This is a genomic window from Thauera phenolivorans (assembly GCF_001696715.1).
In the GTDB taxonomy this organism is placed as follows: domain Bacteria; phylum Pseudomonadota; class Gammaproteobacteria; order Burkholderiales; family Rhodocyclaceae; genus Thauera; species Thauera phenolivorans.
Window position 1 is genome coordinate 510,431 of record NZ_MBFM01000003.1, and the last position, 22,927, is coordinate 533,357.

The window sequence follows — 22,927 nt, forward strand, 5'->3', positions numbered from 1 at the left end:
GCTCAACTTTCTGTTGTTCGCACCGCTGCTCGGCCGGTGGATGACCAAGCCGCTGCTGGGCGGACTGATCCTCGTCGCCGCGGTCGCGAGCTACTACGCCGGCCACTTCGGCGTGTATTTCGACCCGAGCATGTTGCGCAATGTGCTGCGCACCGATGTCGCCGAGGCGCGCGAACTGCTCACGCCCGGCTTCGTCCTGCACGTCGCGGCGCTGGCCCTGCCGCCGCTCTTCGTTCTGCAGCGCTCCCGGCTGCGCCGGCGTCCGCTGCGGCGCGCGCTGGCGATCCGCAGCGTATCCGTCATGTTCGCATTGCTCGTGGCCGCTGCGGCGCTCGGCAGCGTGTTCAAGGACTTCTCCGGGCAGATGCGCAACCACAAGGAACTGCGTTACCTGATTACGCCGGCCGCGCCGCTGTGGTCGATGGCGCGCGTGCTGAGCCGCGAAGCGCAGGCGGCCACGCTGCCGCGCCAGCCCATCGGCACCGATGCCCGCCTGGGGGCGAGCTGGGCCACGGCGAAGAAGCCGGCGCTGTTCGTGATCGTGGTCGGCGAAACCGCGCGCGCGGCCAACTGGGGGCTGAACCGCGTGGGCGGGCAGTCGCCCACCCACGACACCACGCCCGAACTCGCACGCCGCGCGGTCATCAACTTCCCGGAGGTGAGCAGTTGCGGCACCAACACCGAGGTGTCGGTGCCCTGCATGTTCTCGCTGCAGGGACGGCGCGACTACGACGAGGATGCCATTCGCGGCAGCGAGTCCCTGCTCGACACGCTGCAGCACGCGGGCCTGCGCGTAGTGTGGAACGACAACCAGTCGGGCTGCAAGGGCGTGTGCACCGGGATCGAGCGCATGCGCCCCGACCCGGCCAACCTGCCCGAACTGTGCGATGGCGAGCGCTGCCTCGACGAGGCCCTCGTCGAGAGCAGCCGCAGCCTGTTGCGTGATGCCAACGGCAACCTCGTGCTCGTGCTGCACCAGCTCGGCAACCATGGCCCGGCCTATTTCCGCCGCTATCCGGCGGGTTTCCGCCACTTCACGCCCACCTGCGACGACGAGGACCTGTCAAAGTGCAGTCGCGAGCAGATCGCCAACAGCTACGACAACGCCCTGCTGTACACCGACCATGTGCTCGCGCGCAGCATCGATCTGCTGAAGGAGTTGGCGTCGCGCTACGACACCGCGCTGCTCTACGTCTCCGACCACGGCGAATCGCTCGGCGAGAACGGCCTCTACCTGCACGGCCTGCCGTACGCGATCGCCCCCGCGGAGCAGACCCGCGTGCCGATGATGATGTGGCTGTCGTCCGGCTTCGCCGCTCGCAACCGGGTCGATCCGGCCTGCCTGCGTACGCAGGCGGACAAACCCGCTACGCACGACAACCTCTACCACACCGTCCTCGGCCTGCTCGACGTGCGTACCTCGGTCCGCGACGACGCGCTGGACCTCACCGCCCCATGCCGGAGCTGAACACGTGCAGCCAAGCGAACTCGCCCCTTTCGTGCCCGTGCCCGCGCTAGAGCCCACGCGCAGATGGCTGCTGGCGCAGTCCGCGCTCCTCGCATTGAGCGCCGTGCTGCTGTACTGGACCTTCGAAGCCACCGATCTCGACCGCCAGCTGGCGCACACGCTCTTCGATCCCGGACTCGGCATCTTTCCCTTGCGGCGCAACTGGCTCCTCGAGGCGGTGATGCACAAGACGGCCAAGCAGGTTACCTACGTGCTGGTGGCTGCCAGCCTTTACGTTTGCCAGCAGGGCTGGAAAGGCCGGCTGCGCTGGCTGCCGCCGCGCAATGCCCTGCTCGCGGCGCTCGGCATGGTGGCGATCCCGCTCGCGACCTCGACCGCCAAGCTGCTCACGTCGCGCTACTGTCCCTGGGACCTGATCGAGTTCGGCGGCTATGCGCCTTATCTCGGCCTGTTCGACCCGGCGCCGCCGGGCATCAAGGCCGGACAGTGCTTCCCCGCCGGGCATGCATCGACCGGCTTCCTGTGGATCGTGTGGGCGGTGGCGCTGCGGCCGGCCGGGCTGCGCGCGGCGCGCCGTGCGCTCCTCGCCGGCCTGCTCGCCGGCGCCATCCTCGGCGCGGCGCGCATGCTGCAGGGCGCTCATTTCCTGTCCCACACGCTATGGACCCTGTGGCTGGCCTGGGGCGTGAGCGTGAGCCTCGCAGCGGCGGTGCGCGCCGACGTCGGCGTGGGCGGCCGGTGCGAAAACTGAGCGGATGGTCTGGGGCGCGGTGAGCCCTAGCCGCTGACCACCGGCGCCCGGCCCGGCCTGAGCCGTGGTCAGCGCGCAGCCGTATGCGTCGCGTTCGTCGTGGGCCGCGCCTGCGGTAGGCTCACCCGCACCTCGAGCCCGCCGAGCGGACTGTCGTGCAGCGCGATGCCGCCGCCGTGGAGCTCGACGATGCGGGCGACGATCGACAGGCCAAGGCCCGCGCCCTGGCTCGATCCTTCGCGGAAGAAGCGTTCGAACACCTTGGTGCGGCGTTCAGGTGCAACGCCCGGGCCGCTGTCCTGCACGCGCAGCTCGATCGCTTCAGGCGAGGGCGTGAGCACCACCCGGACGCGGCCGCCCTCGGGGGTGTGCTGGATCGCGTTGCCGACGAGGTTCTGCAGCAGCACGCCGATCGCCGGCGGGTCGGCCTCCAGGCGGCAGTCGGCCTCGTCGGGCGCCTCCAGGGTCAGCTCCTGGTGGCGTTCGAGCGCGAGCGGGGTCAGCTCGGCGAGCTCGCCGCGGGCGAAGGCGGCCAGATCCATGCGCTGATGCTCGGGGCTCAGGCCGCCCGGGTCGAGCCGGGCCAGGGTCAGCAGCTGCGCCACCAGCCGGGTGGCGCGATCGACGCCGGCGCGCAGCTGGTGCAGGGCGTTCTCGCGATCGCCGTCGTCGGGGGCCTGGAGCGCGTTCTGGGCGTGGATGCGGAGCACCGCGAGCGGGGTGCGCAGCTCGTGTGCCGCATGGGCGATGAAGCGCTTCTCGCGCCCGAGCAGGTCGGTGATCTGCAGCAGCAGCCGGTTGAGCGCCGCGACCACCGGCTCGAGCTCGGCCGGGATCGGCTCGAGCACGAGCGGCGAGAGCCTGTCCGGGTCTCGCGATCGGATCAGCTCGACCAGCCGGTCCAGCGGGCGCAGGCCCCAGCCGACCGCGAGCCAGACCAGCAGGGCCACCAGCGGCAGGCCGACGAGGTCGGGCACCAGGTTCTGCAGCGCGACCTTCGCCACCAGTTCGCCGCGTACGTCGCTGCGCTCGCCGACCAGCACCCAGTGGCGGTCGACCGCCTCGTGGAGCAGGAACACGCGCCACTGCTCGCCGTCGATCAGCAGGTCGTGGTAGCCGGCCAGCCCCTGGGTCGGGGTCTTCAGCGCGATGCCGGCGGCGGGCGCCGCGGCGGCGGTGCCCGTGTCGCCCCGCAGCAGGCGGTCGACCGCGGCGAGCGGGGCGCTGGCCGAGCGCAGCAGCGCGCGCCCCTGGTCGTCGATGACGACGAAGGCGAGCTTCTTCTCGTAGGCGTGGCCGGGCGTGCTGCCCTGGCTGCCGCTGGCCACCGCCTCGTCGAGCGAGGCCTGCAGCGCCGCGCGCAGGTCGTCGCGGATCTCGCGATCGACCATGCCGGCGAGCAGGCGGGCATGCTGGGCGAGCTCGGCGTCGAACAGCTCCTCGATTTCGTGCCGGGCGTCGCTGTAGCTCTTGTACGAGATCAGCGGCAGCGACAGGCTCAGCAGGCCGAGCACGAGCAGCAGGATACGGCGGCGGATCGAACGCATCAGGCCTTGTCCACCAGGTAGCCGACTCCGCGCACGGTGCGGATCAGCTCGGGGTAGAGCTTCCTGCGCAGGTGGTGGATGTGTACCTCCAGCGTGTTGCTCTCGGCCTCGTCGCCCCAGCCGTAGAGCGCCTGCTGCAGCTTGTCGCGGGTGAGCACGCGGCCGGGCTGGGCGAGCAGTTCGTGCAGCAGCAGGAATTCCTTGCGCTGCAGCGCGACCGCCTGGCCGCGATAGCTGACCTGCTGGCTCACCGGATCGAGGCGGACCTCGCCGTGGCTCAGGATCGGCTACGGCCGCTGGAAGCTTCGCCGCAGCAGGGCGCGCAGGCGGGCCTTGAGCTCGTCGACGTCCAAGGGCTTCACCAGGTAGTCGTCGGCGCCGGCGTCGAGCCCGGCGATGCGGTCCTCGGTGGCGTCGCGCGCGGTCAGCACCAGTACCGGTACCGGGTTGGCGGCGGCGCGCAGCCGTGTCAGCACCTCCAGGCCGTCGATCCGCGGCAGGCCGAGGTCGAGGATGGCGAGATCGAAGGCCTCGTGGCTGAGCGCATGGAGGGCGCTGGCGCCGTCCTGCACCCAGTCGACCGTATAGCCCTCGGGCTTGAGGGCGACCCGGATGCCCTCGCCGAGCCCGACCTCGTCTTCCACCAGCAGGATTCGCAATGCCGTTTCCCCTTCTCCGATCCAACGCCGACGATCGCGGCGGCAACCGCCGGATCATTCGGCGGCCGCCCAGCCTCACGACTGCCCGCGGACGAAGCGCTTGACCACCGGCAACTGCTTGCGCAGGGCGTGGTCGACCGCGCGCGGCAGCAGGCCGTTGAGGCGCACGAAGAGCTTCTCGGGCCAGCCGAGGTAGCTCTCCCTGCGCTCCGTGCGGATCGCGCGCACGATCGCCGCGGCGACCGCGTCGGGCTCGTCCATCGCGACCGACAGCGCGGCGTTCATCTCCATCACCGGGGTGCTGTTCATCGCGGTGCGCGTCGCGCGCGGGGCGACGTAGAGGACCTTCACCCGGGTGTCGGCGAGCTCGCGGCGCAGCGCCTCGGAGAAGCCGCGCAGGGCGAACTTGCTCGCGCAGTAGGCGGCGAAGCCGGGATGGCCGATCGAGCCGAAGGTCGAGCCGACATTGACGATCAAGGCCTTGTCCGCCTGCTGCAGCAGCGGCAGCGGGCGCGCGGTGAGCTGGACGGTGGCGGTGAGGTTGAGCCCGATGAGGTCGGCGATGGCGCCGTCGTCCTGGTCCTCGAGCAGGCCGAAACGGTTTACCCCGGCGGCGTTGATCAGGCAGTTCAGCCCGCCGAGCGCCTGCGCGGCGGCGAGCACCGCATCGCGTCCGGTGGCGCTGAGCAGGTCGGCCTCGACCACGCTGACCTGGCCCGGGGGATGGCTGCGGGCGAGCGACTCGAGGGCGAGCGGCTGGCGCGCGGCCAGCAGCAGCCGGGCGCCGCCCGCGCAAAGTTTGTCGACCAGGGGCTGGCCGATGCCGCCGCTGGCCCCGGTGACGATGGCGCGGAGCTCGCGTCGATGCATCGCGGTGGTCCTCACGCCGACAGCGGCAGGCTGCGGAAGATGTCGCCGTACAGGCGATAGGCCACCTTCGCGGTGTGCGTCACCGCCGCCTTGTCGTCGGCATCCTCGAGCCGGTTCATCAGGCCGGCGAAGAGCTGGATGTGCTCGAGGTCGAGGCTGCCGTGCGACTCGAGGTAGGTGAAAGCCTGCGCCGGGAGGCCGAGGGATTCCCGCAGCGCGTGCGCCGCCTGGCTGGCGACCGTGATGCTGGTGCCCTCGAGCACGTTGACCATGCCGAAGAAGCTCACCGGATTGTGGCGCGCGATGCGATCGTAGACGTAGCTCACCATCAGCTCGGTCGCCAGCGCTGGCCGGCTGCGGCGCACCGCCTCGGCGTCGGCCCCGCAGGCGGCGATGTCGTTGAGGATCCATTCCTGGTGGCCGTACTCCTCGTCGATGTATTCGGCGATCGCCTCGCGCAACCATTCGAGGCGGTCGGGCAGGCGCGCGCCGCAGGCCATCAGCAGCGGCACGGTATGCCTGACGTGATGATAGGCCTGGCCGAGGAAGGCGAGGTAGGTGTCGAGGTCGATGCGACCCTCGGGGGCGCGGCGCAGTACGGGGGCGTCGAGCAGGTGCTGGCGTTCGGCGGCGGTGTCTAGCTGGAGCTGGTCGTAGAAGTTCATGCGGGCGTTTCGTCCTTGCAGGCGGTCGGGGAGGGGGATTCGTCCAGGGCGGGGCGGTAGCGCGCGACGAGCGCGTCGCGGCGTAGCCGGCCGTTGGTCGTGGCCAGGCCGTTGGCGGCGGTGAAGGCTTCGTCGGCGCGCAGCCAGCGGTGGGCGCGCGCGTAGTCGGGCAGGTTCCGGTTGACCGCCGCGACCGCGCTCGCCAGCTCGGCGTCGGTGCACCCGGGCGCGCGCGGCACCAGCACCGCGAGGTTTTCGGCGCGGGCCTCGCCATGAAGCCAGGCCTGGGCGATCGGCGCCTGTTGCGCCAGCTCCGCCTCCACCCATTCGGGATTGACGTTGCGGCCGAAGGCAGTGATGAACTGGTGCTTCTTGCGGCCGTGCAGTACCAGGAAACCGTGCTCCAGATGGCCGAGGTCGCCGGTGCCGAGCCATCCACCGGCGGGCGGCGACTCGCCCAGGTAACCGAGCATGCGCGCGCCGTGCATCAGCACCTCGCCGTCCTCGGCGAGCCGCACTTCGGCATGCGCGAGTGGCTTGCCGACGGTGCCGGGGCGATTGGCGGACGGCGTGTTCAGGCACACCACCGAGGCGCATTCCGACAGGCCGTAGCCCTCGTAGACCGGCAGGCCGAGCCGGGCTGCGCGTTGCAGTAGCCCCGGCGCGACGCGACCGCCGCCGACCGCGGCGAAGCGCAGCACGGCGGGCAGCGGCAGGCCGCGCTCGGCGGCACTCACCAGCGCCAGCAGCAGCTGGGGCAGGAGGATCAGGCTGTGCGGCCGGCTGAGGCCGAGGCGGGCGAGGAAGCGGCCCACGTCGAAGCCGCTCGCGCCCTGGAGGCCGATCTCGGCCTGCGGGCGGAGCTCGATGCCGGCACCGGCGAGCAGCGGTGCGTACACGCCGGCGACGTTCTCGAGCAGGGTCGCCAGCGGCAGCACGCAGAGGTGGTGGCGGACGCCGCAGTCGCGGATCACCGCGGCGATGCTGTGCGCGACCGTGAGCTGGGCGGCGGCGTCGAGGCAGACGCCCTTGGGCTGGCCGGTGGTGCCCGAGGTGTAGGTGATCTTCAGCGTGCCGGCCGGCAGCGCCGGGGTGCACGCCGGCCGGCGCTGCCCGATGCCGGGTCGGCTGGCGGTGAAACCCGAGCCGGGGCCGGCCTCGTGCCGATCGCCGATCAGGGTGTCGATGCCCGCACTGTCGAGCACGTGGCGCTGCTGCGCGGCGGAAAAGAAGTCCGGCAGCGGCACGCAGACCCGGCCGCCGAACAGCAGGGCCAGATCCCACATCACCCAGTCCGCACCGTTGTCGAGGGCGAGGGCGACGCGGTGGGCGCCGATCGCGTCGAGCGTGTGCATCCGCTCGGCGACGCCCGCCAGCACTTCGCGGCCGTCCAGCGTGCGATCGGCGGCGATCAGCGCCGGTCGCGCGCCGTATCCCGCGATCGCCTCGCGCAAGGTCTTCAGCTCAGGCGACATGGCGCAGTTCCGGGGCGGGCGCGGGGGCGGGGGGCAGGCAGCGGCCCGACTGCACCAGGCGACGGTGGCTGTCCTCGACCTCGCAAGCCATCACCATCGGCCCGCTGTCGTAGTAGCTGCCCCAGCCGCCCGCCTGGTCGCCGAGGCGCGCCGGATCGGCGGCGGCGAGCGGCTGCAGCTCGAGCCCGAGGCGGCGGAAGCTGTTGAGCAGCGCGCGGGTGCCGGTGAACACCACCCAGCGCAGCCCGAGGGCGGCGAGGTGCTCGGTGAGCCCGACGATCAGGCGCCGGCCGGCGCCCGGGCCGCGGGCGGCGAAATTGCCCACCTCGACGATGTCGGCACGGTCGACCGCACAACGGTAGCGCTGCGCGAGCGCGTCCTCGATCGGGAGGTCGAGGTAGTGCTCGAGGAATAGCGGCTGGTCGCCGGCGCGGCGGCAGCCGAGCGCGCCGTGCAGTTCGCCGTCGTCCGCCTCGAGGCCGAGCAGCTCCGGCATGAAGTTCCGCACTCGCGCGCCATAGTGTTCGGCAAAACGCGTGCGGATGAAGTCCTCGAGCGCGCTGCGGCGTTCGGGCCGCGCGGGCGCACGCAGCGCGAGCGCACAGGGGGGTGCGACGGCTCGGGGGGCGATCGCCGCGCCGGGGGCCAGCCATTCCGCGTTCATGGTGTCTCTCGTCGGTGGGAATGGGGCGGATCTTGCGGGCGCGAGCTTAAGCCTGGCTTAAGTCGGCCGGCGGCGAGGCGGCGGCGTCAAGTCGTGCGGGTGAGTGCGGCGGGTCAGTGGGGCGGGTCAGTGGGGCGGGCGGCGCGAATCGAAATAAGCGGGGCACCCGGGAACTTGCGTCGCCGGAAACCCCGCCCCCGCGGCAATGCCGCGCGCGCGTTGCGAAAGAATCAGCGACCGCCGCCGCCCGGGCCCATGCCGCCACCGCCGGGTCTCATTCCGCCACCGCCCGGCCCCATGCCGCCACCGCCCGGGCCCATGCCACCACCGCCCGCGCCCACGCCGCTGCCACCCGGGCCCATGCCGCCGCCGCGCGCCGGTGGTTCGTCGGGCAGGGTCACCCCGCGTTCGCGTGCGCGTTCGAGCATCTGCTCGTGGTGCTCGGCGCGAACACGCTCGCGTTCTTCGAGAGTCCTTGCAGCGCGCATGCGGTCGCGGTGCTCCATGCGCTCCTGCTCGGTCATGATCTGCGCGCCGAAGATCGGTGCGTCATCGGCCACCGGCGGCTGCCCGCCCTCCACTTGCGCGGCGGCAACGGTCGATAGCAGTGCCGCGGCGAGCGCGGCGACAACGGTTTTCGCTTTCATCCTGTTCCCCTTTCAGAAGGCGCCGCCTGCGGCGCATTCGTCCGCCGCGGTCGCTCTCAATCTAGACCCGGGCCGGGAGCGAGTCTGTATCCGCATGTTGCCCGCCTCGCCCTGAAGTACACGGCGGTACATCGGACGCGCACGCTAGGGGGATAATGTTGCTCAAAGAAACTGTCGCGACTGCGACGGCATCGACGCAAGTGCAGGAGCCTTATCATGAAACGCATCAAGTTGAGTCTGCTCGGCGTTCTCGCCCTGTTGAGCCTGCTGTGGTGGCAGGCCGATCCGCTGGTCCTCGAGGGGGACCGCTTCTTCGCCCTCCGCGGTGTGCTGGTCAATTACACCGGCGTGCTCGGCATGGGGGTCATGAGCGTCGCGATGCTGCTCGCGCTGCGTCCGGTCATGCTCGAGCCGCTGCTCGGCGGGCTCGACAAGGTGTATCGGGTGCACAAGTGGCTCGGGATCGCCGGCCTCGCGCTGGCAGTGGTGCACTGGCTGTGGGCGAAGGGCACCAAGTACGCGGTCGGCTGGGGCTGGCTGGAACGTCCCCCGCGCGGGCCGCGCGCCGAGCAGACGGTCGAGATCTTCCGCTTCTTCCAGGAACAGCGCGGGCTCGCCGAGAGCATCGGCGAATGGGCCTTCTACGCCTTCGTCGTGCTGGCGGCGATTGCGCTGATCAAGCGCTTTCCTTATCGCCGCTTCTTGCAGAGCCACCGCCTGATGGCGCTCGTCTATCTCGCCCTGGTTGCGCACAGCGTCATGCTGCTGCCCTTCGGCTACTGGACGACCCCGCTCGGCGCGCTGATGGGTGTGCTGATGGCGGTGGGCACGTATGCCGCGCTGAAGTCGCTGTTTCGCGGCATCGGTCGCAGCCGGCGCAAGGTCGGCGAGATCGAGCATCTGGTGCGGCACGCCGACAACGGGGTGCTCGAGGTCGGCGTGCGCCTGAAGGGCCCGTGGCCGGGCCACCACGCAGGCCAGTTCGCCTTCGTCAGCTTCGATCCGCAGGAAGGCGCGCATCCGTTCACGATCGCGTCCGCCTGGCGCGGTGACGGCCGGCTGAACTTCATGATCAAGGGCATTGGTGACTACACGCGCACCCTGCCGCAAACCCTGAAGGCCGGCGATCGGGTCGAGGTGGAAGGGCCCTACGGGCGCTTCGATTTCGCCGGCGAGGAGTCGCGCCAGATCTGGGTCGCGGGCGGGGTTGGGATCACCCCCTTCATCGCCCGGCTGCAGGCGCTGGCAAGCGACCCGGCACCGAAGGCGGTGGACCTCTTCTACAGCACGAGTGCGCCGGACGAAGGCTTCATCGCCAGGCTGCGCGAGCTCGCCGGCAAGGCGAAGGTGAAGCTGCACGTGCTCGTCAGCGGTCGCGACGGCCGCCTCGACACCGAGGCGATCTGCCACCGGGTGCCCGACTGGAAGGCCGGCCGTGTGTGGTTCTGCGGGCCGGCCGGCTTCGGCCAGGCCTTGCGCGAGGGTTTCGCCGCCAAGGGTTTCGGCGAGGAACGTTTCCACCAGGAACTGTTCGACATGCGCTGATCCGCTTGCGCGTTGCTCCGGTAAACTCGGGGGCTGTTTCCGCTGCCGCGGGCGGCCCCCGGTTCGTTTCCGCCACTACGATGACATCGAATTCACAATGCCCGGGCGAGGCGGGCGAGAGCCTCCCGCTCGTGCTGGCGGGGCCCATCCTCAGGCGTGTCGAGGCGAAGCGCCTGGTGTTCTGGCTCGCGGCACGCGCGCCGGCCCGGGTCCGCATCGCGCTCGACTACGGCGACGGCAGGCCCCGGGTGCATGACTTGGCGCCCGGCGCATCCGGCTGCGCCCACCTCGCCGCTGCCGAGCGGCTGCACTACCTGCTGATCGACCTGAGACTCGAGGACGAACTGCCGGTGGGCCGCTGGGTCGGCTACACGCTGGCGCTGTCCGATGCGGCTTCGGAGTCGGACGACTGGCAGGACTGGCGCGCGTGGGCGGCCGACCTCTGCTATCCCGGCAAGTCCTCGCCCGGCTTCGTCTTCGCTCCGCAGGTGGGCTCGCTGCTGCACGGCTCGTGCCGCAAGCCGCATCACGATGGCGGCGATGGCCTCGTGCGCGTCGACGGGCTGCTCGGCGCCCTGATCGCGGCCGGGGCGCCGGATCGACGGGGTGCCGACGACGAGGGCGAGGCGCGCGCCGATCAAGCCTCGCCCGCCTGGCCCTCGGTGCTGGTGATGACCGGCGACCAGATCTATGCCGACGATGTCGCCGGCCCGATGCTGGTGGCGATCCACCGTCTGCTCGAGCGCCTCGGCTTTCCGCCGGAACGGCTCGCCGGGACGGAGGAGGCCGGCGTCACCGACGCGCGCGAGCTCTACCGGCATCCGGCGTGTTACTACGCGCGTGACACCCTGCTGCCGCGCCACAAGCGGAACTACGCGCTGATCGAGATCCTGTTCGGCGGCGTGGAAAAGCCGGTGTTCACCTCGGCGAGCGCGCACAATCACCTGATCACGCTGGCGGAAGTGCTCGCGATGTATCTGCTCGTGTGGTCGCCCGCGGCCTGGGCCGGCATCGAGCCCGCGCCGCCACCGGGCCTGGATGCCGAATCGCGCGCCCTGTTCGAGCAGGAGCGGGGCAGGATCGAGGCTTTCGTCGCCGACCTGCCGGCGGTGCGCCGCGTGCTCGCCCACCTGCCGGTGGCGATGATCTTCGACGACCACGACGTCACCGACGACTGGAACCTGAGCCGCGAATGGGAAGAGATCGCCTACGGCCATCCGTTCTCGCGGCGGGTGATCGGCAATGCGCTGCTCGCCTACCTGGTGAACCAGGGCTGGGGCAACCGCCCCGAGGTGTTCGATGCGGACCTGCTCGCCCGGCTCGGCGAGGGCTTCGTCGCGCCCGGGGGGGCTGCGCACGAGGAGGCCATCGATCGCCTGCTGAAGTTCGAGGAGTGGCACTACACCTGGCCGACGACGCCGCCGCTGGTGGTGATCGACACCCGCACCCAGCGCTGGCATTCGGAGTACGCCGCACGGCGCCCCTCCGGCCTGATGGACTGGGAGGCGCTCACCGACCTGCAGCACACCCTGCGCGGCCTGCCGGCGGTGCTGCTGGTGTCGCCGGCGCCGATCTTCGGCGTCAAGCTGATCGAGGCGATCCAGCGCGTGTTCACCTGGTTCGGCCATCCGCTGATGGTCGACGCCGAGAACTGGATGGCGCACCCGGGCGCGGCCGAGGCGATCCTCAACATCTTCCGTCACCGCCGGACGCCGCAGCACTTCGTCGTGCTGTCGGGCGACGTGCATTACTCGTTCGTGTACGACGTCGAGCTGCGGGGCAGGGTGCGCGGCCCCGACATCTGGCAGATCTGCAGCAGCGGGGTCCGCAACGGCTTTCCGCCGCGCCTGCTCGCCGTGCTCGATCATGCCAACCGGTGGCTCTACTCGCCGCGCTCGCCGCTGAACTGGTTCACCCGGCGGCGCCGCATGCGGGTGATCCCGCGCAAGCCCGAAGGCATTCCGCACGGCCGCCGCCTGCTCAACGGCAGCGGCATCGGTCTGGTGGAGCTCGACGCCGAGGGCGTGCCGTGGCGGGTGCGCGAGCTGCTCGCCGACGGGCGCGAGGTCTTCTTCAGCCGGCGCGAGGAGGAGTCGCGCTGGCACTGAGCGCGCCCCTGCCGCGGCGCCGCGCTCAGTGCCGGCTCTGGATCGCGTCGATGTAGCCGATCATGCCGGTCTGCACGCTGGCGGCGTTGCCCTCGTCGGTGTCGATGTGCATCGCCAGCCGGTAGGACGGGCTCACCCGCACGACGACGTCGCCGAAGGTCAGCTCGCGCGCGCCCTCGACCCGGACCCGCACCACGTACTTGTCGCGCACGTGCAGGCGCATCGCATCTTCCGGCGTCATGTGGATGTGGCGCTGGGCGCAGATCACGCCGCGCTCGATGACGGTGCTGCCGGCCGGGCCTTCCAGGGTGAGGCCGGGGGTGCCGGCGAGATCGCCCGATTCGCGGATCGGCGGTTGCACGCCGAGCTTGAACTGCTCGGTCATCGCGATCTCCACCTGGGTCCCCTTGCGCGTCGGGCCGAGCACGCGCACGTTGGCGATGCGGCCCTTGGGACCGACCAGGTGCACCTTCTCCTCGCAGGCGTACTGGCCCGGCTGCGACAGCTCGTGCTGGGGGGTGAGCTGGTGGCCGGGGCCGAACAGCGCGTCCACATCGGCCTGCGACAGGTGCACATGGTGGGCCGAGACCTCGATCGGGATCGGCAGCTGCTGCTTCTCGCTCGCCAGCAGCAGCTCGTTGCGCTCGATCGCGCGCAGCGTCTCCCAGGCCACCAGGCGCTCGTGGTCGCTCGCGATCACCATCACCGCGACCGGCGAGTCGGCGGCGGAGATCACCGCGTGCGAGTCGAGCCGGCCGAGGTTGCGGTTGCGCTCCTCGTCGAGCTTGATGCCCATGTAGCCGAGCCCCTGGCAGGCCAGGCTGCGCACGGTGGCGCTGGTCTCGCCGATCTCGCCGGTGAAGGCGAGCACGTCGATGCCGCCCATCGCGGCGACGTAGGCGCCGATGTTCTTGCGCACCTGATAGCAGAAGGCCTTGTGCGCGAGCAGCGCGCGGTGGTGCCCCTCGCTGGCGGCGGCCTCGATCTCGTGGATGTCGCCCGAGATGCCCGAGATCCCCTTCAGGCCGCTGCGCGTGTTGAGCAGGGTGGCGACCTCGTCGACCGACATCTGGTGATCCTGGATCAGGTGCAGCACGACCGCCGGGTCGAGGCTTCCCGAGCGGCTCGGCATGATCAGGCCGTCGGTCGGCGTCATGCCCATCGTGGTGTCGACCGAGCGGCCGTGGTCGATCGCGCACAGCGAGGCACCGACGCCGAGATGGGCGGAAACGATCTCGAGTTCGCCGAGCGGACGCTTGAGCACCTCGGCGGCCTTCAGCGACACGTAGCGGTGAGATGTGCCGTGGAAGCCGTAGCGGCGGATCCCTTCCTGCTTGTACAGCTCGTAGGGCAGGCCGTAGAGGTAGGCGTAGGGCGGCAGGGTGTGATGGAAGGCGGTGTCGAATACCGCCACGTGCGGCACGTGGGGCAGGCGCTTCATCGCCTCGCGGATGCCGGCGAGGTTCTGCGGATTGTGCAGCGGCGCGAAGCGCGACAGCGCCTCGATGTCGGCGATCACGCCGGGCGTCACGACGACCGCGCTCGAGAAGCGGTTGCCGCCGTGCACCACCCGGTGGCCGACTGCGACGATCTCGGGCAGGTGCAGCGCGAAGTGGCTGCCGAGCAGCGCGCAGGCCTCCTGCATCACCGGGAACAGCTGCTCGATCGGGAAGGGCTCGCGCTCCAGGCTGCGGGTCTGCGAGCCGACGGCGACGCGGATGCGGGCGGCCGCCGGATCCGCGTTGTCGATCACGCCGGTGACGTCGGAGCCGAGGTCGCGAGTGTCGTACACGCCGAAGTGGATGCGGCTGATGCCGACGTTGAGCACGATCACCTTGCCCGGCATGTCGGTGGTCAGCGACAGCGCGTAGGGATCGTCCGCCGCGCTCGCCGGACGCGCGGTTGCCGTTACCGGCAATGCCGCCAGCGCGCGGGTGAGCTCGGTGAGGCGGCGGGTCAGGTAGGCCACCGCCTTGGGGCTGGTGAGGATGTGGGTGTGTACCACCTCCTGCGGGATCAGCAGTACGAAGCAGCGCGTGCCCGCGATCACGTCGGCGACGTTGGGCTCGCCGCTCAGCAGCGACATCGCACCGAAGATCTCGCCCGGCACCAGCTCCTGCAGCACGGTGCGCGTGCCGGTGTTGTCGCTGACCGAGATCTCGGCCTGGCCGCTGATCATCACGCCGATGAAACGGCCGGGCTCGCCGGTCTCGAGGATCGCCTCGTTGCCTTCGAAGGTGACCTGGCGCGACAGGTGGATGATCTCCTCGACCTTGTCGGCGGGGAGGCTCTCGAACAGGCGGACCTGTTCGAGGAAGAATTTGTGGAGATCGATTTCGCTCATGGCGGTTTCCAGTGCTGACGCAGGGGGTAGCCCGCAGGTTAGCACTTTGGATGTTGCAGCGCACACGGCGCGCCCGCCCGGCGCGCCGCGCGCATCGGCGCAATCGCTTAGAATCACGCCTTTATCTCCGTCCGAACGCTCCCACGATGTCTGCCACTCCCGTCCGCACCCGCTTCGCCCCCAGTCCGACCGGCTACCTTCACATCGGCGGCGCGCGCACCGCGCTGTTCGCCTGGGCCTTCGCCCGCCGCCACGGCGGCAGCTTCGTTCTGCGCATCGAGGACACCGACGTCGCCCGTTCCACCCCGGAGGCGGTGCAGGCGATTCTCGACGGCATGAGCTGGCTCGGGCTGGACGCGGATGAGGGACCGTTCTATCAGATGCAGCGCATGGATCGGTACAAGGAGGTGATCGCGCAGATGCTCGAGGCCGGCACCGCCTACCATTGCTATACCTCGCCGGAAGAGCTCGACGCGATCCGCGAGGCGCAGCGCGCCCGCGGCGAGAAGCCGCGCTACGACGGCCGCTGGCGGCCCGAGGCGGGCAAGGAACTGCCGGCGCCGCCGGCGGGCGTGCAGCCGGTGGTGCGCTTCCGCGGCCCGACCGAGGGCGTGGTGGCCTGGGACGACCTGGTGAAGGGCCGGATCGAGATCGCCAACGCCGAACTCGACGACTTCATCATCGCGCGCGCCGACGGCACGCCGACCTACAACTTCTGCGTGGTGGTCGACGACTGGGACATGGGCATCACCCACGTCATCCGCGGCGACGACCACGTCAACAACACCCCGCGCCAGATCAACGTGCTCGAGGCCCTGGGTGCCGACGTGCCGCTCTACGCCCATCTGTCGATGATCCTCGGCGACGACGGCACCAAGCTGTCCAAGCGCCACGGCGCGGTCAGCGTGATGCAATATGACGACGAAGGCTATCTGCCCGAGGCGGTGATCAACTACCTTGCGCGCCTTGGCTGGAGCCACGGCGACGATGAAGTCTTCAGTCGTCAGCAGTTCGTCGAGTGGTTCGACCTCGACCACATCACACCCTCGGCGGCGCAGTTCAATACCGAGAAGCTCAACTGGCTCAACGCCCACTACATCAGGCAGGCCGAAAACGGCCGGCTCGCCGCCGAGGTCGCCAACCGGCTCGCGCGGCGCGGGGTGAACCCCGAGACCGGGCCCTCCCTCGAGGCGGTGGTGGCGCTGTACAAGGATCGCGTCTCCAACCTCAACGAACTGGCCGACTCGGCCGAACTCTTCGTCGCCGACCTGCATCCGGCACCCGAAGTGCTCGGCCAGCACCTGACCGACACGGCGAAAGCCGCGCTCGCCAGCCTGCGCACGCGGCTCGCCGCCGTCGAATGGAACAAGGCGGCGTTGTCGCAGGCGATCAAGGAGACCATGGCCGCGCACGGATTGAAGATGCCGCAGGTCGCGATCCCGCTGCGCGTGGTCGTGCTCGGCGTGCCGCAGACGCCCTCGATCGACGCGGTGCTCGAGGTGCTCGGCCGCGAGCACGTGCTGGCACGGCTCGATCGCCAGCTCTGAGCAGGGCTCCCGCAGCGTAGGCGCTGCACCGTGGCACGGTGGGCGCGCACCTCCGTACGCGATAGGGGCGGTCGTGCAGACGCTTACGGCCGCTGATCGCCCTGGGCGCGGGGCTCCTACAGGGGGGCGTTTGTCGAAGGGGCTGTAGGAGCGCACCCCTGTGCGCGATAACGGCGGTCGTGCCGGCGACGACGGCTATCGCCCTGGGGGCAGGGCGCCTACGAGGGAGGCGGTGCGCGGCGGGGTGGGCGTGCCGCGTCGCGCAGCAGCCAGCGCGCCGGGTCGAGCGCGTCGACCAGGTCGCGCTCGAGCGGCAGGGGCTCGTTCTCGAGCTGGCTCGCGAGCAGCTCGGCGATCAGCGCCGCCCACACGAGGCCGCGTGCGCCGAAGCCGGACACCGCGTACAGCCCCGGCTCGCGCACGACGTCGGCCAGTTTCGCCATACCGGGCGGCTGATCGGTGGCGGGCAGGGCGCCCACCATCGGCAGGCGGTCGGGCGAGGTGGGGCGGAAGCCGACACGGCCGGCGAGCGTCGCCGGGTCGATACCGGCGGTGTAGCCGGGCAGCATCGCCTCGAGCGTCTCCAGGTTCTCGCGCTGGTCGGCGGTGCGCTCCGTCTCGTCGGCGTCGTCCATCGCGAAGGTGGCGCCAGCACAGCGCAGGCCGTCGATCGCCGGGCTGACGTAACCGCCGCGACACACCACCACCCGCGGCGGACTGCCCGCCGCAGCCGGCAGCAGCGCGACCTGGCCGCGCGCGCTGCCGACCGGCAGGGAGGCGGCCTCGGGGAAGCCGCCGATGCGCGCACCGGCGGCGAGGATCGCGACCGGGGCGGCGGCGATCGTCTCGCCCGCCGCATCGAGTGCCAGCCATCGGCCGCGTTCGCGCCGCAGGCCGGCCACCGGCTTGCCGAAGTGGGTACGGATGCGCTGCGGATGGGCGGCGAGGTTGGCCGCGCACAGGCTGGGCGGCTGCACCCAGGCGCTGCCCGGAAACCACCATCCGCCTTCGCGCAGCGGCCAGCCGGCGATCGCTTCCGCCTCCGCAGCGTCCACGAAACGCTGCAGCTCGGTGGGCAGCGCGAGCCGCTCGATCACGGCCGCCATCGTCTCGCGTTGGGCCGCGTCGCGCGCGAGCTGCAGCACGCCGCACGCCTCGAAGCGCACCGGCAGGTCGCGCGCCGCCAGCCGCTCGAGGTGGCGCAGGCCGTAGAGGGTGCCGGCGCGGGTCAGCCGGCTCATGCGATTGTCGTCGAGGTTGGGCAGCGGGCGCAGCACGCCGGCATGGTTGCCGGAGGCGCCGGCCCCGGCGTGGGCGGCGGCGTCGATTACCTCCACCGTCCAGCCGCGGGCGGCGAGCCGTTCGGCGACCGACGTGCCGGCGACGCCGGCGCCGATCACCAGGGCATGGCGGGCGGCGTGGGCGGCGCCGGAGGGCGATGCGGGCGCACCCGGCCCGGAGGCTGCCGCCGCCTGCGCGATCGTGTCGTGCGTGGCGAGTGCCTCGGCGTCGCGCCCCGGGGCAGCCCGGCGTGCGGCAAGCACGCCGCGCAGCATCTGTCGTTTGCCGCCGAAGCCCGGCGCCTTCGCGATTTCGAAGCCCGCGCGGCGCAGGCCCTCGCGTACCGTGCCGGCCACCGACCAGGTGGCGAGGCTGGCGCCCGGCGCGGCGAGCCGACCGAGCTGGTGGAACACGCGCGGCGACCACAGCTCGGGATTCTTCGTCGGCGAGAAGCCGTCGAGGAAGAAGGCGTCGGCGCGCAGCGCGAGGCGGTCGAGGCCGTCGCGCGCGTCGCCGAAGAACAGGGTCAGGCAGACCCGGTCGCCGTCGAGTTCGAGCCGGTGAACGCCGGGGGCGGCCAGCGGCCAGCGCGACTGAAGTTCGCCGGCGAGCGGGGCGAGCTCCGGCCAGCGCGCGTGCAGCTGCGCGAGGTCATCGCGCAGGAAGGGGTGCAGCTCGCAGGAGACGAAGTGCAGGCGCCGGCAACGCTGCGGATCGGCGCGCCATGCCGCCCAGGTGGCGAGGAAGTTCAGGCCGGGGCCGAAGCCGGTCTCGAGCACGACGAAGCGCTCGCGCCCGCGCCAGCGTCCGGGCAGGCCATTGCCGGCGAGGAAGACGCTCTCCGCCTGGCCGGGGCCGCCGTCGCGCGAGTGATACACGTCGTCGAAGCGTTCCGAGTAGGGGGTGCCGTCCGCGGTCCACGCGAGTCGGGCAGGAGTGATCGGCATGGTCGGTGCTTGTCGTCTCTGAGGGGGCCGGCGGGTGCGGTCGGGCTTATCCTGCAGGTCTCGAGTGTGGGAACAGCGCGGGCGGCGTCGGAAATGGAACTGAAACTGGGGCGGGTCTATCGGATCGAGCTGTGCAGCGGCGAACTTCGGTGCTGGCGCTACCTCGGCAGCGCGGGCGGCGAGTTCGCCTGGTGGCGGGACGAGGAGACCGGGCTGGAGTTCTCGGAGGCGAGCCTGCTGTACGCCTGGCAGGTGGTCGGCGAAGCCTGAGCCCCTTCGCCCTTTCCCGCGCTCCTTGCGCCGCCGTTCAGCCCGCCACCGGCCGCACCCGGCTCGCGGCGAGACGGGCGCGTTCGCGCGCTTCCTCCACCGTGTCGGCGTTGGCGACCGCCACGCCCATCCGGCGCTTGACGAAGGCTTCCGGCTTGCCGAACAGGCGCAGGTCGCTGCGCGGCACAGCGAGCGCCTCCGCCACCCCCTCGAAGGCGATGCCGGCGGCCTCGATGCCGCCGTAGATCACCGCCGAGGCGCCCGGCTCGCGCAGCGCGGTGTCGACCGGCAGGCCGAGGATGGCGCGCGCGTGCAGCTCGAACTCGGAAAAGCGCTGCGAGCACAGGGTCACCAGGCCGGTGTCGTGCGGCCGCGGGCTGACCTCGGAAAACCACACTTCGTCTCCTCTGACGAACAGCTCCACGCCGAACAGGCCGCGGCCGCCGAGCGCACCGGTGACCGCGCCGGCGATCTCCTGCGCGCGCGCCAGCGCCGCTGTGCTCATGCGCTGGGGCTGCCAGGATTCGACGTAGTCGCCGGCCTGCTGGAGGTGGCCGATCGGTTCGCAGAAGAAGGTCTTCAGCGCGCCGTCGGTGTCGCGCGCGCGCACCGTGAGCAGGGTGATCTCGTAATCGAAGTCGACGAAGCCCTCGACGATGACGCGGCCCTGATTCACCCGTCCGCCGGCGGCAGCGTAGTCCCAGGCGGGTTCGACGTCGGCCGGTCCGCGCAGGGTGGACTGGCCCTTGCCGGAGGAGGACATCACCGGCTTGACGATGCAGGGATAGCCGATCTCCCCGGCGGCTGCCTGCAGCGCCTCGAGCGAGTCGGCGAAGCGGTAGGGCGAGGTCGGCAGGCCGAGCTCTTCGGCGGCGAGGCGGCGGATGCCCTCGCGGTTCATCGTCAGCTGCGCGGCGCGCGCGGTGGGGATCACCTCGGCCAGGCCCTCGGCCTCCAGCCCGGCGAGCACGTCGGTGGCGATCGCCTCGATCTCGGGCACCACCAGGTGGGGCCGCTCCTGCTCGATCAGCGCGCGCAGCGCGACGCCGTCGGTCATCGGGATCACGTGGGCGCGGTGCGCGACCTGATGGCCGGGGGCGTCGGCGTAGCGGTCGACCGCGATCACTTCGACGCCGAGCCGCTGCAGCGCGATGATCACTTCCTTGCCGAGCTCGCCGGAGCCCAGCAGCATCACGCGCAGTGCGCTCGGCGACAGGGGGGTGCCCAGTTTCATGTGTTCTCCTCGGACCGCACGGCCCGCCAGGCTGATTTTCGGGGTTCAGTGCGCTGCAGCGCTCGCCGTCGGGCGCGTGTCAGGCGCGCTCAGCCGCCCGAGGTCGACAGCGGATCGTCCCAGTAGGGCTCGGCTTCGTAGTAGTCGTGGATCTCCTTCGCCCAGGCCGGGTCGGCCATCGACGGCCAGTGCGACTTGTCGAAGCCCGGGGCCGCCTCGAGGCGCTCGCGGCTGACGTCGAAGACGAAGCGCTTGTGGATCGCGTCGAGTGCCAGCGCCGACCAGGGGATCGCGAACAGCTTGTTGCCCACCCCGAGGAAGCCGCCGAAGGACAGCACCGCGTAGGCAACGCGGCCCGAGCGCACGTCGATCATGATGGCGTCGATCTTGCCGAGCGATTCGCCGGCGGCGTTGACCACGGCGTCGCCGGTCAGCGAGCCGGCGTTCATGACGTCGGGGCCGGGACCGCCCGAATGGCAGGTGATGTCCTCGAGGATCGGGGTCGTTTCGTTGGCGCCGGCGGCTTCGCCCGGGTGGGGAATGTTCGCATTCATGGGCTGCTCCATTGAGTGGGCGGTTGGAAATCGGAGGACAGTCCGGTCGCGCGCGCCGCAGCATCGTGCAGTCGGGCCGTCAGGGTTCCCTGCAAGTGAACCACTTATTTGCCCGCGGGGAAACTCCCCGACCCGGATCGGCCCTCGGGCACCCGTCCCGCGCGGTGCGCTCGAGCATGGAGATACCGAAACGAGGGACAAAAAAAAGCCTCGCCGGGAGGGGGCGAGGCTTTAACCACTCGAAGGGTTCTTCAAGAGGAGGAGACGGGATGAATTCTAATCGTCCGGAAAACTAGTTGCAATAGGCAACCGTTAGAAATTGCAACAACCACTCCTTAGTCGCACCGCAGCAAGCTGCGCGCAGCCTCGCACACCGCGCCCACCGAGGGGACGTAGGCCTGTTCGAGCGGGATGCTGGCCGCCGCGGGGGCGTCGGGCCCGCCGAGCCGGAGCGGTCGCGCCTTCAGTACGTCGAAGGCGTGCTCGGCCACCAGCGCGGCGAGCTCGGCGCCGACGCCGAAGCTGCGGTTCGCCTCGTGCACCACGACGACGCGTCCGGTGCGCCGCACCGAGTCGAGCACCGTGCCGAGGTCGAGCGGCTTGATCGAGCGCAGGTCGATCACCTCCGCCTCGATGCCGTCGGCCGCCAGGCGCGCCGCCGCCTCGAGGCAGACCGGGACCGTCTTCGCATAGGAGACCAGGCTCAGATCGCGTCCGCTGCGGGCGATCGCCGCACGGCCGAGCGGCACCAGCGACTCACCTGCCGGCACCTCGCCGGCCTGCTGCAGCAGGCCGATGTCGACGAAGTACAGCACCGGGTTGTCGTCGCGGATGGCGGACTTCAGCAGGCCCTTGAAGTCGGCAGGGGTGGAGGGCATCACCACCTTCAGGCCGGGGGCATGGGCGAACCAGGCCTCGAGGTTGTGGTTGTGCTGGCTGCCCACGCCCCAGCCCGCGCCGGTCATCGCGATCGCCACCAGCGGGAACTCGAACTGGCCACCCGACAGGTGGCGCAGCTTGCCCGCGCTGTTGACCAGGGCGTCCATGGCGTAGCTCAGGAAGGGCGCGAAGAGCAGGTCGATCACCGGGCGCAGGCCGGTGGCGGCTGCGCCCACCGCGGTGCCGGCGATGATCGCCTCGGCGAGCGGGGTGTTGCGCACCCGCGCCGGGCCGAACTCCGCCACCAGCTCGGGTCGTTTGGTGGCGACGCCTTCGCCCAACAGCAGCACGCGGGCGTCGCGCCGCATCTCCTCGGCCAGCGCCTGGCCGATCGCGCGTTCGATCGAGATCTGTTCCATGATCGTTCTCCGTCCGGGGTCAGGCGTAAACGTCGTCGGCGAGGCCGGCGGGATCGGGCCAGGGCGAGGCGAGGGCGAAGTCCTCGGCGGCGGCGACGCGCGCGGCGATGCGCGCGTCGATCGCGTCCGCCTCGCCGTCGGTGAGACCGCCCGCTGCGAGCAAGCGGCTGCGCAGCTGCGCGATCGGGTCGCGTGCCCGCCAGGCCGCGAGTTCGCCGGCGTCCACATAGTGCTGGTCGTCGGGCTCGAGGTGGCCGCGCATCCGGTAGGTGGCGGTCTCGAGCAGGAAGGGCCGGCCGCTGGCGCGGATGCTTTCGACCGCCTCGAGCGCGGCGGCGCGCACCGCCTCGACGTCGTTGCCGTCGACCGTCGCGCCTCCGACGCCGTAGGCGGCGGCGAAGCCCGAGATGTGCTCGGCGAGCATGGTCTCGCGCCGATGCACGAAGGCCTGCCACTGGTTGTTCTCGCAGACGAAGAGGATAGGCAGTTTCCACACCGCGGCGAGGTTGAGCGCCTCGTGGAAGATGCCCTCGCAGGCGGCGCCGTCGCCGAAGAAGCAGGCGACGATGCCGGGCCGGCCGAGCATCGTCTGCGACAGCGCGACGCCGGTGGCGAGCGACAGTTCGCCGCCGACGATGGTCGAGGTCAGCACCACGCCGAGCTCGCGCGCCGAGATGTGCAGCGAGCCGCTGCGCCCCTTGCAGTAGCCGTCGCGCCGGCCCATGACCTCGGCCATCATCCGGCCCGGGTCGGCGCCGCGCGCCAGCAGGTGACCCGCGCTGCGATGGTTGGTCAGGATAAGGTCGTCGCCGGTGAGCGCCGACACCACGCCGACCGCCGCCGCCTCCTGGCCGACCGCGCTGCAGGTGCCGGGAATGCCGGTTTCGGCGGCGAGCGCGGCGAGGCGGAGTTCATAGGCGCGGATCAGCAGCATCGCCTCGAGGCGGTCTGCGGGGCGGGCGAGAGAGGGAAGCGGGGACATGGAGGCCTCCTGGCGCAGTTCTTGGGGTAGGTCCGCGCGTCAGCGCGATGTCTCCACTCTAGGACCTGGAC

At 71.1% G+C, this 22,927-nt stretch carries 18 protein-coding genes and 1 pseudogene; 6 read left to right on the plus strand and 13 right to left on the minus strand.

Annotated features, from left to right (window positions below):
- Both BB334_RS09320 and BB334_RS09325 read left to right on the plus strand, forming a co-directional pair.
- Nucleotides 1-1,468, plus strand: a 1,468-nt coding sequence (locus tag BB334_RS09320) for a phosphoethanolamine transferase (RefSeq protein WP_068808006.1), incomplete at its 5' end; no start/stop codon positions are given.
- A 4-nt stretch (nucleotides 1,469-1,472) separates the two neighbouring features.
- Entirely contained in the window at nucleotides 1,473-2,219 is a 747-nt protein-coding gene (locus tag BB334_RS09325) for a phosphatase PAP2 family protein (RefSeq protein ID WP_068807554.1), read from the plus strand.
- A 68-nt stretch (nucleotides 2,220-2,287) separates the two neighbouring features.
- Here BB334_RS09325 and BB334_RS09330 read toward each other — a convergent pair whose 3' ends face one another.
- From BB334_RS09330 to BB334_RS18175, 7 genes and pseudogenes are all read right to left on the minus strand, one after another.
- Nucleotides 2,288-3,766: an ATP-binding protein gene (locus BB334_RS09330; RefSeq protein ID WP_068807558.1), complete on the minus strand. Its 1,479-nt coding sequence runs from the start codon at nucleotides 3,764-3,766 to the stop codon at nucleotides 2,288-2,290.
- A pseudogene (locus BB334_RS09335) lies at nucleotides 3,766-4,425 on the minus strand (response regulator). The gene BB334_RS09330 and the pseudogene BB334_RS09335 overlap by 1 nt, the downstream one beginning before the upstream one ends.
- Before the next feature lie 75 nt (nucleotides 4,426-4,500).
- Nucleotides 4,501-5,295: an SDR family oxidoreductase gene (locus BB334_RS09340; RefSeq protein WP_068807560.1), complete on the minus strand. Its 795-nt coding sequence runs from the start codon at nucleotides 5,293-5,295 to the stop codon at nucleotides 4,501-4,503.
- Nucleotides 5,296-5,306: 11 nt separating this feature from the next.
- A complete protein-coding gene (locus tag BB334_RS09345) occupies nucleotides 5,307-5,960 on the minus strand; it encodes a TenA family transcriptional regulator (protein ID WP_068807563.1) in 654 nt (217 codons plus the stop codon).
- The gene (locus tag BB334_RS09350) at nucleotides 5,957-7,435 is read right to left on the minus strand and encodes an AMP-binding protein (protein ID WP_068807565.1); all 1,479 of its coding nucleotides are present in this window, start codon (nucleotides 7,433-7,435) and stop codon (nucleotides 5,957-5,959) included. The genes BB334_RS09345 and BB334_RS09350 overlap by 4 nt, the downstream gene beginning before the upstream one ends.
- Nucleotides 7,425-8,099, minus strand: a complete 675-nt coding sequence (locus BB334_RS09355) for a thermostable hemolysin (protein ID WP_068807568.1) — start codon at nucleotides 8,097-8,099, stop codon at nucleotides 7,425-7,427. The genes BB334_RS09350 and BB334_RS09355 overlap by 11 nt, the downstream gene beginning before the upstream one ends.
- 230 nt (nucleotides 8,100-8,329) lie before the next feature.
- Nucleotides 8,330-8,746, minus strand: a complete 417-nt coding sequence (locus BB334_RS18175; protein WP_068807571.1) for a hypothetical protein — start codon at nucleotides 8,744-8,746, stop codon at nucleotides 8,330-8,332.
- 216 nt (nucleotides 8,747-8,962) lie between these two features.
- On the opposite strand from BB334_RS18175, the gene BB334_RS09365 reads away from it, so the two are divergent.
- Complete coding sequence (locus tag BB334_RS09365) at nucleotides 8,963-10,291, plus strand: ferredoxin reductase family protein (RefSeq protein WP_068807574.1); 1,329 nt, start codon at nucleotides 8,963-8,965, stop codon at nucleotides 10,289-10,291.
- 80 nt (nucleotides 10,292-10,371) lie between these two features.
- On the plus strand, nucleotides 10,372-12,399 hold the full coding sequence (locus BB334_RS09370) for an alkaline phosphatase D family protein (RefSeq protein WP_068807577.1): 2,028 nt from the start codon (nucleotides 10,372-10,374) through the stop codon (nucleotides 12,397-12,399).
- 25 nt (nucleotides 12,400-12,424) lie between these two features.
- Here the strand turns inward: BB334_RS09370 and BB334_RS09375 are convergent, their stop codons facing one another.
- Entirely contained in the window at nucleotides 12,425-14,743 is a 2,319-nt protein-coding gene (locus tag BB334_RS09375; RefSeq protein WP_068807580.1) for an acetate/propionate family kinase, read from the minus strand.
- Nucleotides 14,744-14,889: 146 nt separating this feature from the next.
- On the opposite strand from BB334_RS09375, the gene gltX reads away from it, so the two are divergent.
- Entirely contained in the window at nucleotides 14,890-16,290 is a 1,401-nt protein-coding gene (gene gltX, locus BB334_RS09380; protein WP_068807583.1) for a glutamate--tRNA ligase, read from the plus strand.
- A gap of 218 nt (nucleotides 16,291-16,508) precedes the next feature.
- Here the strand turns inward: gltX and mnmC are convergent, their stop codons facing one another.
- The gene (mnmC, locus tag BB334_RS09385) at nucleotides 16,509-18,518 is read right to left on the minus strand and encodes a bifunctional tRNA (5-methylaminomethyl-2-thiouridine)(34)-methyltransferase MnmD/FAD-dependent 5-carboxymethylaminomethyl-2-thiouridine(34) oxidoreductase MnmC (protein ID WP_068807586.1); all 2,010 of its coding nucleotides are present in this window, start codon (nucleotides 18,516-18,518) and stop codon (nucleotides 16,509-16,511) included.
- 93 nt (nucleotides 18,519-18,611) lie between these two features.
- On the opposite strand from mnmC, the gene BB334_RS18465 reads away from it, so the two are divergent.
- On the plus strand, nucleotides 18,612-18,788 hold the full coding sequence (locus BB334_RS18465; RefSeq protein ID WP_198531214.1) for a hypothetical protein: 177 nt from the start codon (nucleotides 18,612-18,614) through the stop codon (nucleotides 18,786-18,788).
- A 37-nt stretch (nucleotides 18,789-18,825) separates the two neighbouring features.
- Here BB334_RS18465 and purT read toward each other — a convergent pair whose 3' ends face one another.
- The 4 genes from purT to BB334_RS09405 form a co-directional block, all read right to left on the minus strand.
- A complete protein-coding gene (gene purT / locus BB334_RS09390) occupies nucleotides 18,826-20,022 on the minus strand; it encodes a formate-dependent phosphoribosylglycinamide formyltransferase (protein ID WP_068807589.1) in 1,197 nt (398 codons plus the stop codon).
- An 89-nt stretch (nucleotides 20,023-20,111) separates the two neighbouring features.
- Entirely contained in the window at nucleotides 20,112-20,576 is a 465-nt protein-coding gene (locus BB334_RS09395; RefSeq protein WP_068807592.1) for a PRC-barrel domain-containing protein, read from the minus strand.
- A gap of 335 nt (nucleotides 20,577-20,911) precedes the next feature.
- Nucleotides 20,912-21,874 (minus strand): alpha-ketoacid dehydrogenase subunit beta, encoded by a 963-nt coding sequence (locus BB334_RS09400; RefSeq protein ID WP_068807595.1) that lies wholly within the window; start codon nucleotides 21,872-21,874, stop codon nucleotides 20,912-20,914.
- A 19-nt stretch (nucleotides 21,875-21,893) separates the two neighbouring features.
- Nucleotides 21,894-22,856 (minus strand): thiamine pyrophosphate-dependent dehydrogenase E1 component subunit alpha, encoded by a 963-nt coding sequence (locus BB334_RS09405; protein WP_068807598.1) that lies wholly within the window; start codon nucleotides 22,854-22,856, stop codon nucleotides 21,894-21,896.
- Nucleotides 22,857-22,927 lie beyond the last annotated feature (71 nt).

Coding starts and splice junctions, on each gene's coding strand:
- BB334_RS09330 (WP_068807558.1), bottom strand. CDS start 3,766: ATGCGTTCGATCCGCCGCCGTATCCTGCTGCTCGTGCTCGGCCTGCTG.
- BB334_RS09340 (WP_068807560.1), bottom strand. CDS start 5,295: ATGCATCGACGCGAGCTCCGCGCCATCGTCACCGGGGCCAGCGGCGGC.
- BB334_RS09345 (WP_068807563.1), bottom strand. CDS start 5,960: ATGAACTTCTACGACCAGCTCCAGCTAGACACCGCCGCCGAACGCCAG.
- BB334_RS09350 (WP_068807565.1), bottom strand. CDS start 7,435: ATGTCGCCTGAGCTGAAGACCTTGCGCGAGGCGATCGCGGGATACGGC.
- BB334_RS09355 (WP_068807568.1), bottom strand. CDS start 8,099: ATGAACGCGGAATGGCTGGCCCCCGGCGCGGCGATCGCCCCCCGAGCC.
- BB334_RS18175 (WP_068807571.1), bottom strand. CDS start 8,746: ATGAAAGCGAAAACCGTTGTCGCCGCGCTCGCCGCGGCACTGCTATCG.
- BB334_RS09365 (WP_068807574.1), top strand. CDS start 8,963: ATGAAACGCATCAAGTTGAGTCTGCTCGGCGTTCTCGCCCTGTTGAGC.
- BB334_RS09370 (WP_068807577.1), top strand. CDS start 10,372: ATGACATCGAATTCACAATGCCCGGGCGAGGCGGGCGAGAGCCTCCCG.
- BB334_RS09375 (WP_068807580.1), bottom strand. CDS start 14,743: ATGAGCGAAATCGATCTCCACAAATTCTTCCTCGAACAGGTCCGCCTG.
- gltX (WP_068807583.1), top strand. CDS start 14,890: ATGTCTGCCACTCCCGTCCGCACCCGCTTCGCCCCCAGTCCGACCGGC.
- mnmC (WP_068807586.1), bottom strand. CDS start 18,518: ATGCCGATCACTCCTGCCCGACTCGCGTGGACCGCGGACGGCACCCCC.
- BB334_RS18465 (WP_198531214.1), top strand. CDS start 18,612: ATGGAACTGAAACTGGGGCGGGTCTATCGGATCGAGCTGTGCAGCGGC.
- purT (WP_068807589.1), bottom strand. CDS start 20,022: ATGAAACTGGGCACCCCCCTGTCGCCGAGCGCACTGCGCGTGATGCTG.
- BB334_RS09395 (WP_068807592.1), bottom strand. CDS start 20,576: ATGAATGCGAACATTCCCCACCCGGGCGAAGCCGCCGGCGCCAACGAA.
- BB334_RS09400 (WP_068807595.1), bottom strand. CDS start 21,874: ATGGAACAGATCTCGATCGAACGCGCGATCGGCCAGGCGCTGGCCGAG.
- BB334_RS09405 (WP_068807598.1), bottom strand. CDS start 22,856: ATGTCCCCGCTTCCCTCTCTCGCCCGCCCCGCAGACCGCCTCGAGGCG.